The 12,069-nt window shown below is 66.9% G+C and carries 8 protein-coding genes and 1 tRNA gene; 3 read left to right on the top strand and 6 right to left on the bottom strand.

What is annotated here, in order from left to right; translation table 11 throughout:
* Positions 1 to 168: 168 nt before the first annotated feature.
* The 3 genes from Q0L54_RS01705 to Q0L54_RS01695 form a co-directional block, all read right to left on the bottom strand.
* Complete coding sequence (locus Q0L54_RS01705) at positions 169 to 1,023, bottom strand: carbohydrate ABC transporter permease (RefSeq protein ID WP_296664947.1); 855 nt, start codon at positions 1,021 to 1,023, stop codon at positions 169 to 171.
* Complete coding sequence (locus Q0L54_RS01700) at positions 1,020 to 1,856, bottom strand: carbohydrate ABC transporter permease (RefSeq protein WP_296664946.1); 837 nt, start codon at positions 1,854 to 1,856, stop codon at positions 1,020 to 1,022. Before Q0L54_RS01700 ends, Q0L54_RS01705 begins: the two co-directional genes overlap by 4 nt.
* A gap of 181 nt (positions 1,857 to 2,037) precedes the next feature.
* Entirely contained in the window at positions 2,038 to 3,378 is a 1,341-nt protein-coding gene (locus tag Q0L54_RS01695) for an extracellular solute-binding protein (protein WP_296664943.1), read from the bottom strand.
* 256 nt (positions 3,379 to 3,634) lie between these two features.
* Here Q0L54_RS01695 and Q0L54_RS01690 point away from each other — a divergent pair, with 256 nt between their 5' ends.
* Together Q0L54_RS01690 and Q0L54_RS01685 are read left to right on the top strand one after the other, a co-directional pair.
* Positions 3,635 to 4,630 carry a LacI family DNA-binding transcriptional regulator gene (locus Q0L54_RS01690; RefSeq protein ID WP_296664941.1) on the top strand — a complete coding sequence of 332 codons (996 nt, stop codon included), beginning with the start codon at positions 3,635 to 3,637 and terminating at the stop codon, positions 4,628 to 4,630.
* Between the two features lie 26 nt (positions 4,631 to 4,656).
* Positions 4,657 to 6,933 carry a glycoside hydrolase family 3 N-terminal domain-containing protein gene (locus Q0L54_RS01685; RefSeq protein ID WP_296664939.1) on the top strand — a complete coding sequence of 759 codons (2,277 nt, stop codon included), beginning with the start codon at positions 4,657 to 4,659 and terminating at the stop codon, positions 6,931 to 6,933.
* Positions 6,934 to 7,072: 139 nt separating this feature from the next.
* Here the strand turns inward: Q0L54_RS01685 and Q0L54_RS01680 are convergent.
* Positions 7,073 to 7,148: transfer RNA gene (locus Q0L54_RS01680), tRNA-Arg, on the bottom strand.
* A gap of 202 nt (positions 7,149 to 7,350) precedes the next feature.
* Between Q0L54_RS01680 and Q0L54_RS01675 the strand changes: the two genes are divergently transcribed.
* On the top strand, positions 7,351 to 7,983 hold the full coding sequence (locus tag Q0L54_RS01675) for a TetR/AcrR family transcriptional regulator (protein WP_296664937.1): 633 nt from the start codon (positions 7,351 to 7,353) through the stop codon (positions 7,981 to 7,983).
* 79 nt (positions 7,984 to 8,062) lie between these two features.
* Here the strand turns inward: Q0L54_RS01675 and Q0L54_RS01670 are convergent, their stop codons facing one another.
* Together Q0L54_RS01670 and Q0L54_RS01665 are read right to left on the bottom strand one after the other, a co-directional pair.
* A complete protein-coding gene (locus Q0L54_RS01670) occupies positions 8,063 to 9,568 on the bottom strand; it encodes a glycoside hydrolase family 43 protein (protein ID WP_296664935.1) in 1,506 nt (501 codons plus the stop codon).
* Positions 9,565 to 12,018 (bottom strand): glycoside hydrolase family 3 C-terminal domain-containing protein, encoded by a 2,454-nt coding sequence (locus tag Q0L54_RS01665; protein WP_296664933.1) that lies wholly within the window; start codon positions 12,016 to 12,018, stop codon positions 9,565 to 9,567. Before Q0L54_RS01665 ends, Q0L54_RS01670 begins: the two co-directional genes overlap by 4 nt.
* Positions 12,019 to 12,069 lie beyond the last annotated feature (51 nt).

Raw genomic sequence — 12,069 nt, 5'->3', positions numbered from 1 at the left:
GGATCAGCGCGCCGGACGCGGAGGACCACTCGACCTCCGCGGCCGCCTGGGTCCAGTCGGCAGCGGGGGTCGATACGGCCCACGACAGCCGCGGGGTGCGGGTCATCACGACGTCGCCGAAGGTGCCCGACTCGACGCGAGCAGTGACGCTGGTGGTTGCGGACACGTTCACCCCTTGACTGCGCCGGATGTCATGCCCGCGACGATTTGACGGTTGAAGAAGATGTACATGAGCAGCATGGGCAGCGTGATGAGCAGGATGTCCATGAACAGCAGGTTCCACGAGGTCTGGAACTGGCTCTGGAAGTTGTACAGAGTGAGCTGCACCGTCGCGCCCTGGTCCCCCGGCAGGAAGTACAGAGGGTTCTGGAAGTCGTTGAAGACGAAGACCGACTGCACCACGATCACCGTGACGATCACGGATTTCAGCAAAGGGAAGATCACCTTGAAGAACAACCGGATGGGGCCCGCGCCGTCCATCACCGCGGCCTCGTCGAGCTCGCGCGGAATGGTGGAGACGAACGCGCGGAACATGAGGATGCAGAAGGCCATGCCGAACGCCACCTCGACAAAGATGAGGCCATGCAGCGTCTTGTAGATGCCGAGTCCCTGCATCACCCAGATGGTGGGGACCACGGCGGGCGGCACGATGAGACCAGCCAGAACCAAGAAGTTGATCAACGGGTTCAGTCGGCTCTTACGCCGTTGCAGCACGTAGCCGACGAGCGCCGAGACCACCACCATCAGTGCGACAGACCCCACGGTGATGATGGTCGAGTTCACAAACGCCGTCACGAGGATGTAGTCACGGGTCTGGATGACCTCGACCAAGTTCTCGAAGAATGCCCACTCGGTAGGGGGTGTGAACTCGAGGAGCGAAGACTCGATCGTGGTCTTGGATGCGGTGAAGAAGATGAAGATGAACGGGACGATGAACACCACGGTGCTGATCGCGATCGCGGTGAGTCCGCTTACCCACGAGTACGTGCGGTTGAGCCTAGGGGTGCCAGCAGAGGTGCTCACTGGTCGACCTCCTTGCGATTGAGGAACCAGAACAACGGGATGATGATGGCCGCGACGAGCAAGAACAGCACGACGTTGCCGGCGGTGGAGAGACCGTAGAAGCCCGCCTGGTACTGCTTGTAGACCACTGACGCGAGCACGTCGGAGCTGAAGCCCGGCCCTCCGCGGGTCATCGTCCAGATCAGGTCGAAGGAGCGCAGCCCACCGATCAGCGACAGGATGATCACCGTGGTAGTCGCGGGACGCATGAGGGGCAAGGTGATGTGCCAGAAGGACTTCGTAGCGTTGGCGCCGTCCACCTTCGCGGCCTCGAAGTACTCCTGCGGAATGGCGACCACGCCGGCGATGTAGATGAGCGTGGCGATACCCACGCCACGCCAGACATCGACCATCGCGACGGAGATCAGCGCAAGGTCAGGATCCGTAAGCCAGCCGGGCCCATCGACGCCGAACCATCCCAGAGCCTGATTGATCAGGCCGTCGAATGGATCCATGAGAACGGAGAATGTGACGCCGATTCCCACCGCGGATACCAGGACGGGGAAGAACACTACCGAGCGAAGCCAACCGCGGGCGATGATCTGACTCGACAGGAACACCGCGAACAGCAGTCCTAGGACAACTTTCGCGCCCGAGGTGATGACCGCGAAGATCATCGTGTTGACCAAAGAATCGAACAGGAAGGGCTCGGAGAAGAAGGTCACGAAGTTGTCGAAGCCGATGAACTCCGAGTCGAAGATGGTCCAGCGCGTGAGGCTGAAGTAGAACGATGCGAACGTGGGAACCACGAACAGCACGCCATAGATGATCGCCGCCGGAAGGTAGAACCACATCGGGTAGGGGCTACGAGTGCGCGGCTTGCGCGCTCCACGTGCCCCGCGGCCGCGTGGCGCTTGGGGCGCCTCCGGCGGCGGTTGCTGCAGTGTCTGCTGGGTCATGGTGAGCTCCATTGAGGGGTGGAGCGGTGCCCGGCCCGAGAGCCGGGCACCGCGTGGTCAGCGACTGCTCAAGGCCTTACCAGCCCTCGAGGCCCAGCTGCTGAGCCTGCTTCTTCACGTCCTCGTCATAGAGGGCTGCGCCGTCCTCGGCGGAGCGGATGCCCGATCCGACCTCGACGGTGATCTGCTCGAGAGCAGGGCCCTTGATGGGCGAGAGGAACTCCAGCGCAGGCTGAGTGTTGTTCGCCTCGAAGTAGGGCAGCATGTCCGCAACGATGCGAGGCACATCGTCGGGCAGCGTGCAGCCGTCCACGAAGTACGGGCCCTGCGCGCCGACGGCCTCGGTCATGATGTCGCACGCCTCGGGCGTCGCGACCCAGCTGAGGAACTCCTTCACGGCATCCGGGTGCTCGGTATCGGCCGGAACGTACAGGCTGGATGCGAGCCACGTCGTCAAGGGCGACGGTCCGGAATCGCCCGGCATGGCGAAAACACCCACATCGTCGACGTTGTCAGGCGCGGCGGTCTGAATCTCAGACAGCGCAAAGGTCAGCATCGGATAGTGCGCACCCTCGCCTAGGGCGACCATCCGCGCGCCGTCCGGGAACGTCGACGACGCGAAGTCCTCGTTGAGGAAGCCCGCCTCATACACCTCCTGCATGTGAACGAAGCCATTGATCGCAGGAGGACCGTCCGCGTACTTGACCTCGTTCGCGGTGTACTTGTCGGCCCACTCAGGATCCGCCGCAAGGACGTTGCCGAAGTCGCCCAGCACGAAGAGCTGCGAGCTCCACGTGTCCTTGAACGTCTGGATGACGGGAGCAGCATCCGTCTCGTCGAGGATTCGCTGGTTGTTCGCCATGAACTCATCCCACGTCGTGGGGATCTCCAGACCCAACTCCTCGTAGATCGGGATGTTGTACAGGACCGCGCCGCCCATGGCGGTACCCACCGGCACCCCGTAGAGCGAGCCTTCGACGGACACGCCGGCCTTGAAGGTGTCCTGGATCGCGCCCGCATTGGCGATGTCGTCCAACGGGAGCAACGTCTTGGTCGGCGCCAGCGCCTGGAACAGCGACCCCGAGTTGTACAGGAAGATGTCAGACATCTCGCCCGTCTGGAGACGCGTCTTGACGATGTTGTCGCCCTCGCTGCCGCCGGGACGCTGCTCGATCGCAAACGTCACATTCGGGTGCTCCGCTGTGTATGCCGCGGTCAAAGCCTCGACCGATCCCAGAGTGGTGCCGCCGTTGTCCACCAGGAACGAAAGCTCGACGGGCTCCATGGTGTCCCCGCCGCCACCGGCGGACTCGGACGGATCCGTATCCGAGCCGCTCGACGAGCACCCAGCGAGTGCGAAGGCACCCGCGCCGAGGAGAGCGGCTATCGCCGTACCCCTGCGATTGAATCGCTGCATTTCCTTACCTCCTTGTAAAGAGACCGATCAAGTCGAGAAGCGCTGAGCGCCACGTAGACCGGTTGACAGTCACACTCGGACCGTTCGCGGTCGACGATATGCAGTAGGCCCGGGTCGTGTCAACCGGTATACACAAGATTTGTAGACCGGTTTCCAAACTGTTATATTCGAGCATGCTTCAGGAGTAGCAACGATGCACTGAGAGGACGCGTGCGTAATGGCACAACCATCCGGCGAGGCTCGGCGCCGCCCTTCGATGGACGATGTCGCCCGAGCGGCCGGCGTCTCGAAGGCCGCGGTTTCCAAGGTGATACGCCACGCATACGGCGTGAGCCCGGAGATGCGGGATCGCGTCGAACGGACGATCGCGGAACTGGAGTACCGGCCGCGGGTCGCGGCACGCGTGATGCGGGGGCAGAGTTTCACGATTGGCGTCGAGATCCCGAACCTGGGCAATGAGTTCTTCACCGAAGTCATGGCGGGGGCGAGCAGCAAGCTCCGCGGCTCGCCCTACCAAATGATCATCGCACCCGGCCTCGGCGACGGCCGCGGAGCGCAGGTACTGGAGAGCCTCTCCGACCGCCAGGTCGACGGCATGATCGCCATCTCCCCTGGCGTGTCGAGCGAGTGGTTGGAAAGGCTCGGCGAGGAGATCCCCATGGTGATGCTTGGTCGCCACGACCGTGCGATTTCCTACGACACCTTGACGAACGACGACGCACTCGGTGCTGAACTTGCCGTGTCGCACCTGATCGAGCGCGGCCACCAACGCATCGCTCACTTGACCATCTCGAGTGACGAGGAGTCGTGGCCACGGACTCCCCATGGGATCCGCCATCGCGCCTACATCGACACTCTTGAGGCCCGCGGGCTCACGCCCGTCGTGTCAACATGCGAGTACTCGAGTGCGAGCGCGTATGCGGCGGGACGGGAGCTCATCGCCTCCGGCCAGATCACTGCCATCTTCGTCGGCAACGACGCGCTCGCCATCGAGGTACTTCGCGCGCTAGCCGACCTCGACCTGACCACTGACTCCGTCGCGGTCGTCGGTTATGACGATATTCCGCTTGCATCTCACCCGCGAATCTCGCTCACCACGGTGTCTCAGTTCGGGCGTCACATGGGCGCGCTGGCCATCGAGCTCCTGCTCGAGCGAATTGTCGGCGGCCGGACGGATTCGCGCCACGAGGTCGTCACGCCCGAGCTTCGCATGCGGGCTTCCAGCGCGGCGCCCGCCCCACTCCTCAACTGATCACCGAAGCACGGAAGGCACAGGCCGTGGATCCTGCATCGTCACCCACCAGTCTCCAACACGCGCCGTACAAGAACGCCGACCTGCCGGTCGACGTCCGCGTCGCCGACCTCCTCGACCGCATGACCTTGGCGGAGAAGGTGGGACAGATGCTGCAGCTTGACGCTCGCGGCGATCTTGACGAACTGGTGCTGAACAAGCGGGCAGGCTCGCTGCTGCACGCCTCACCTGCACGCGTGCGTCGCGCGTATCAACTCATGCGCTCAACGCGCCTTGAGATCCCCCTGCTTATGGCTGATGACTGCATTCACGGACACTCATTCTGGAGCGGGGCCACGATCTTCCCCACCCAGCTAGGCATGGCGGCGACGTGGGACCCCGCCCTGGTTGAACGCGGCGCGCGCGCCGCTGCTGTGGAGATCTCCGCGACCGGCATCCACTGGACGTTCTCACCCGTCCTGTGCATCAGTCGAGATCTTCGCTGGGGTCGTGTCGACGAAACGTTTGGGGAGGATCCTCACCTTATTGGCGAGCTAGGCGCCGCGATGATCCGCGGATACCAGGGATCGGGCCTCGAAGACGCCACCGCCGTGCTAGCCACGGCGAAGCACTTTGCAGGGTATTCGGAGACCCAGGGCGGCCGGGATGCAAGCGAGGCGGACTTGAGCCGACGCAAACTGCAATCGTGGTTCCTTCCCCCGTTCAAGCGGGCGGTTGACGCAGGCGTGGCCACGTTCATGATCGGATATCAGGCGATCGACGGTGTCCCCGTAACCGCCAACAAGTGGCTCCTCAACGACGTGCTCAAGGAAGCCTGGGGATTCAAGGGCACGCTGGTCACAGACTGGGACAACGTAGGTCGAATGGTCTGGGAGCAGCGCGTGTGCGCGGACGACGTCGAAGCCGCGATTGTCGCCGTCACCGCAGGCAACGACCTGGTGATGACGACCCCGCAGTTCTTCGAGGCCGCGCAAGAAGCCGTCCGGGCCGGCCGCCTTGACGCTGCATTGATCGACGCCGCGGTCGCCCGAATCCTCTCTCTCAAGTTCCAACTTGGCCTCTTCGAGGATGCACGGATTCCCGACAAGGACCGCCAGGCCGCTGTCATTGGCTCGGCGGAACACACCGCGATCAACCTTGATGTCGCCCGCCGCTCACTCGTGCTGCTCCGCAATGACGGCACGTTGCCTCTTGCGACCGGGCAAACGGATGGTCGCCGACGCATCGCCGTCGTCGGGCCCAATGCCGATGATCCGAACGCGCAACTCGGTGACTGGGCGGGAGCGTCAGGGCAGATCGACTGGATGCCCGATGGGCATCCGCGAGAGACCGTCACCACAATGCTCGACGGTATCCGCGCCATTGCTCCAGCGGGATGGATCGTCGACCACGCGCGCGGTGCGGAGATCGGTCACTTGGAGCCCGACCCCGCCGGCACGACGTTTCCCGACGGCCAGCCTCGTCCTCCAGTGTTTGTGGCCGCCGAACGCGATCCACACGCAATCGCCGAAGCGCGGGCGCTCGCCGAGAACGCAGATTGGGTCGTCGCGGTCGTCGGCGACACGGTCGCGTTGACCGGAGAGGGCCGCTCCACAGCAACGCTTGACCTCATGGGTAGCCAGATAGCCATGCTCGACGCCCTGGCAGAGACTGGTACGCCGATGATCGTGGTCTTGGTCCAATCCAAACCGTCAACCTTGCCGGAATCCGCACTGCAAGCGGCCGCCATCATCCAGGCGTTCAACCCCGGCATGCAGGGCGGGCGCGCGCTGGCCGAACTTCTCTTCGGACTCGTCGAGCCAACCGGGAGGCTTCCGATCACTGTCGCCCGCCACGCGGGCCAGCTTCCGATTTTCTACAATCAGGTCCGGGGCCAGCACGGCGACAGGTACGCCGACATGACTCAAGCGCCGCTGTTTTCGTTCGGCGAGGGCCTGAGTTACGCGCGCGTGGCGTACAGCGATGTGGCGCTCAACGCTGACACGTTCACTCGCGACGACACCCTCACGGCCTCATTCACGTTGACCAATACCGGGCAACGACCGAGTCTTGAGACGGTCCAGCTCTACGTCACGGATGAGGTCACCAGCGTTACCTGGGCCGTGCGCGAATTGAAGGGCTTCACCCAGGTCTTGGTACCGCCCCGCAGCACCATGGAGGCATCGATCAGCGTTCCGATAGCGGACCTTACCGTGGTGGACGCAGAAGGCAACCGAGGCGTCGAAAGCGGCCGGTTCGACATTCAGATCGGGAAACACTCCAACGACCCCGAAATGCTCCACGCAAAGTTCGAGGTGAACTGAATAGTCAACGGTCCAGCCCTGCATTCCTGATGCATACGGCTCTCTAGAGCGTTGCGCCCCACCTCGACTATCACGGCACATCGCTGCCCACGGCGGACTCATGGCGAACGGCGGGACCCACAGGTCCGGCCTAGAAATCTGGCGCGCCCGGAGGGATTCGAACCCCCAACCTTCTGATCCGTAGTCAGATGCTCTATCCGTTGAGCTACGGGCGCGTGGTCCCTGAGAACCGAGTCATTACTATACAGGCAGTTGCCCTCCGCGACACACACCCGAAGGCGCTGGCGCAAGCGGCGAGTGGTGGGTACAGTGTTAATAGTAAGCGATCGCTCGGTTTTCCTTTGGGGGTTCCGGGCGTACGCGATGCGCGACGGCGGGCGACGCGGCCCGTCGATGTGCCGAGCCGAAGGGAACGCGATGGTGGAGACGACCAAGGCACGCGGCCCGCGGGGCCCGTACGCCAAGAGCCGCGCCACCAAGCAGCGCATCCTCGATGCGGCGATCGCCGTGTTCGCGGAGTCCGGCTTCCGCTCGGGATCGCTCCGCGAGATCGCCGAGCGCGTGGGCCTCTCCGACGCCGGGCTCCTCCACCACTACCCCAGCAAGGTGGCGCTGCTCGAGGCAACCCTTCGCCACCGCGACGACATCGCCGTGGCCGACTTCCACATCGACCAGACCAATCCCCGCGAGGTCGCGCAGAGCTTCATCGACATCACCGAGCGCAACATGCACCAGCCAGGCGTGGTGGAGCTGTACTGCACCCTCTCCGCCGAGGCGACCACGCCGGAGCATCCCGCGCACGCGTACTTCGTCGAGCGCTACACCTGGGTGCGCGGAATGATCATCGCCGCCTTCGAGGAGCTCCAGGCCAGCGGTGACCTGCGCGAGGGCGTCGACCCCACCGCGGCGGGGATCCACATGGTCTCGCTGATGGACGGCCTGCAGGTGCAGTGGCTGCTGGACCGCTCGGTGCTCAACATGACCACCGAGGTGAAGCGTTACCTGGACTCGTTGGTGGTCGAGCCGTTCCAGGATCCTCGCGAACCCTGACCATCCCGCACCCGAGCGCCGTCACCGGCCCGCGAGGGTGCCGGCGCGGGAGGGGCGCTCCTCCCGCACCGGCGAGGCGCTACGCGTCGGACCCCTCGTAGCGCCAGTCTCGGAAGGACACGTCGCCGCTCACGGCGAACATGCCTACGACGCGGCCGGTGAACGAGCCGGCGGTCTCGGCGGACAGCGAGCGGCCGTCGATCTCGGCGAGCACATGCTCCTCACCCTGGGCGCGCACCACCAGCCGCACCACGTCGGCCGCGATCATGGAGAGGAAGCCGTCGACCTCGGGCCGCACCGCCGCCAGCTCGAGCTCGACGGGGCCGGCGGGAAGCTCGACCGAGGCGACGCGCTCGAAGCCGGGGATGCAGCCGCGCGCGGTCACCACCGTCCTCTCGCCCGTGCCGTCGACCGCGAGCTCGTAGAACGTCGCCTCGTCGTAGCGGACCACCAGGCCGCCCACGGCATCGTCCGCCTCGACGGTGACGTGAACCGAGGCGGTCTGGTGAAGTTGACGACGGCCCACAAAGACCGGCGACTGCGCGTCCATCCCGGCGCCCTCGCCGTGGAGGGTGAGCGTCCCGGCCTCCGGGTCGAGGTCCACGATGGTCGCGGGCTCGCGGCGGATCGCCATCCAGCCCGCGTCGAGCGGGCCGCCCAGGTCGATGGACTGGGAGAACGGTCCGGGCGGCAGCGCGAGCTCGACGGGATCGGCCTCCGGCCAGCCGTCCACCCACCGCACCCGGGTGTGGAAGGTCTCCCGCCCGAGCGCCGAGAAGGACCGCACGGCGCCGCGCGGGCGCACCCCGAGGAGGAACATCAGGGTCTCGCCCTCAGGGGTGTCCACGAAGTCGCCGTGGCCCGTGTTCTGCACCGGGCGTTCCGTGCTGCGCGCGGTGATGAACGGGTTGTTCGGCCCGGGCTCGAAGCCCTCACGGGGGTCGCGCGAGCGCGCGACGGACTCGCCGTGGCCCCGCTCGGTGCCGCCCTCGGCGATGAAGAGGTACCACCAGCCGTCGCGCTGGAACAGGTGCGGCGCCTCAGGGAACATGAATCCGGAGCCCGACCACAGCGAGCGCTTCTCGGACAGCAGCTCGCCGGTGGCGAGATCCACGTCGACCTGACGGATGCCGGTGTGGGTGCCGAAGTCCTCGCCCTTGGTGACCAGCCCGGAGTACGTGACGATGGCGACGCCGTCCTCGTCCCACGCGAGGTCGGGGTCGATCCCCTCGATGCCCTCGATGAGGACGCCGCCGTCCCAAGGGCCCGCGGGATCCTGCGCGGAGAACACCACGCAGCCGCGGCCCATCGCGATCGTCACGATCACGTAGAACGTGCCGTCGCGGTGTCGGATGGTGGGGGCCCACACGCCGCCGCCGGTGGGGGCGTTCGCGAGCTCGCCCTGCTCGAGCGTGGTGATGACGTGGCCGATGAGCGTCCACTCCGCCAGATCGGTCGAGCAATAGATCGGGAGCCCGGGGAGGTACTCGAACGTGGAGGTGACCAGGTAGTACGCGTCGCCCACGCGAACGGCCGACGGGTCCGGGTTGAACCCGGGCAGCACCGGATTGGGGATGACGGTCACGATTCCTCGAGGGAGATGGTCGCGGCGAGCGGCAGGTCGACAGCGGTGGTGCCCACCCGGAGCGTGAAGTCGCCGGGCTCGAACACCCAGGCTCCGTCCCAGTAGGCGAGCGAGCGGGCCTTCACCGGCACGCCGATGCGCGTCGAGGCGCCCGCGTCGAGGCGGACCACGGCGTGGCCCACCAGCCAGCGCGCGGGGCGCTCGACGGCGGACCCGGGCCGTTCGGCGAAGACGAGCACCACGTGCTTGCCGGCGCGGGTGCCGGTGTTGGTCACGGTGAGCTCGACATCCGCGAAGCCGTCCGCGGCGATGGTCGCGGGCGCCGTCAGGTCCGTGGTCGAGAACTCGGTGTAGCCGCCGCCGTGTCCGAACCAGTAGGCGGGCGCCGCGTCCGAGCGCAGCCAGGCGCGGTGGCCCACGTGGATGCCCTCGTCGTAGCGGACGATGCCGTCGACCGGGGTGACGTCGAGCACGGGGACGGTGGCCTCGGTGGCAGCCCAGGTCGTGGGCAGGCGTCCGCCGGGCTCCACGACACCCGTGAGGACGTCGACGAGCGCGTGGCCGAACTCCTGGCCGCCGAACCAGCCCAGCAGCACCGCCGCCACGTCATCCCGCCAGGGCAGGATCACGGGGGCACCCGCGTTGACGATCACGACCGTGCGGGGATTGGCGGCCGCGACCGCCGCGACCAGCGCGTCCTGATGTCCCGGCAGCGCGAGCGAGTCGCGGTCGAAGCCCTCGGACTCGACCTTGGAGTTGGTGCCCACCACCACCACGGCGACGTCCGCCGCGGCCGCGGCGGCGGCCGCCTCGGCGATGAGCGCCTCGGGCGCCGCCTGCAGCGGGCGGCTGCCCACGGTGAACGCGAGCGCGCCGGAGAGCGCATCGTCCCGCTCCCCCAGGTCCACACGGAAGCGCACCTCGACGGGGACACCTGCCCGCAGCGACACCGGCACCGCGGTGACGCGCGGCGACAGCAGCGCCGCGCCCAGGTCGTCGCCATCCGGAGTCAGCACCTCGTCGATGTGCAGTCCGCCGTCGATCCACAGGCGTGCACGGCCGGTGACGGCGCAACCGAGCTCGATCTCCGCATCGGCTTGGGGCGTCACGGCGAACGCGACCTCGACCGCGGCGCTCGCGGCGATGGGGGCATCGCCGCCGAACCATACGAAGTCCGTCGCGAGCCGGTCCTCGACCGCCAGTTCGGCGCCGTCGGCGGCCAGGAACGACACGCGGGCGCCGGGCCCGGCGGTCACAGGATTGGTGAGGACGTCGGCGGCGAAGCCGGCGAGGCCCACCTGGTTGAGGGCGCCCACGCTGTAGCGGACGTCGACCCCGGGAAGGGCCTTGACCAGGCACTCGAGCGGCGAGTCGACCCTCTCGGGCACCACGGTGGCGCTACCGCCGCCCTGCGTGCGCGCCTGCTCAGCGTTGGACCCGATGACCGCGACGGAACGCAACGCGGACGCATCCCACGGCAGCTCGCCGCGGTTCTCCAGCAGCACCATGCCCTCGGCCGCGGCCTCACGGGCGAACGTAGGCCCGTCCTCGGCCTCGACCGGCGCGGCGACCGAGTCGCCGAGCGCGCCCACGCGGTGGGCGAGACGCAGGATCCGCCGCACCTTGTCGTCGATGACGGCCTCGTCGATCTCGCCGGCGCCCACGGCCGCCACCAGGGCCGCGCCCCAGGGGCCGATCGGGCCGGGCATGACCAGGTGCTGGCCGGCGGCCGCTGACGCGACGGACCGCACCGCGGTCCAGTCGGACACGACCACGCCGTCGAAGCCCCACTCGTCCACCAGCGGGGTGGTCAGCAGGTCGCTCTCCGTCGCGGTGGTGCCGTTGATGGAGTTGTAGGCGCTCATGACCAGCCACGCCTGCGACTCCGCCACGGCCCGCTCGAACGCCAGCAGGTAGACCTCGCGCAGCGCGCGCTCGGAGACCTCGACGTCGACATTGAAGCGATCCGTCTCGAAGTCGTTGGCGATGTAGTGCTTGGGGGTGGCACCCACACCGGCGTCCTGGAGCCCGTCCACGTACGCCGCGGCCAGGTCGCCGGTGAGCAGCGGGTCCTCGCTGAACGCCTCGAAGTGGCGGCCGCCCAGCGGCGAGCGGTGGATGTTGATGGTGGGGCCGAGCACCACGTCCACACCCTTGCGACGGGCCTCGGCCGCCGCGACCCGCCCGTAGCGGTAGGCGATGTCCGCGTCGAAGGAGGAGGACAGCGCCGATGCGCTGGGCAGGTTGAGCGATGGCGACCGCTCGTCCCACACAGGGCCGCGCACGCCCGACGGGCCGTCGGACAGGGTCATCGACCTCAGGCCGATCCGCTCGATGGGGACCGTCGACCAGAAGTCGCGGCCCGTGAGGAGCTCGACCTTCTCCTCGAGGCTGAGCTGGGCGACAAGGCCGTCCAGATCGACGGCGGCGTCGACGTCGTGCGTGGTCATCAGGTGATTCCTAACGTGGGTGAAGGGGTGAGGGGACGATGCGGGGGGGCC

This window comes from Demequina sp., from assembly GCF_024642165.1.
GTDB lineage: Bacteria > Actinomycetota > Actinomycetes > Actinomycetales > Demequinaceae > Demequina.
This window is presented reverse-complemented; position numbering and strand designations above follow the sequence as displayed.

Coding starts and splice junctions, on each gene's coding strand:
- Q0L54_RS01690 (WP_296664941.1), top strand. CDS start 3,635: ATGGACGATGTCGCCCGAGCGGCCGGCGTCTCGAAGGCCGCGGTTTCC.
- Q0L54_RS01675 (WP_296664937.1), top strand. CDS start 7,351: ATGGTGGAGACGACCAAGGCACGCGGCCCGCGGGGCCCGTACGCCAAG.
- Q0L54_RS01695 (WP_296664943.1), bottom strand. CDS start 3,378: ATGCAGCGATTCAATCGCAGGGGTACGGCGATAGCCGCTCTCCTCGGC.
- Q0L54_RS01700 (WP_296664946.1), bottom strand. CDS start 1,856: ATGTGGTTCTACCTTCCGGCGGCGATCATCTATGGCGTGCTGTTCGTG.
- Q0L54_RS01665 (WP_296664933.1), bottom strand. CDS start 12,018: ATGACCACGCACGACGTCGACGCCGCCGTCGATCTGGACGGCCTTGTC.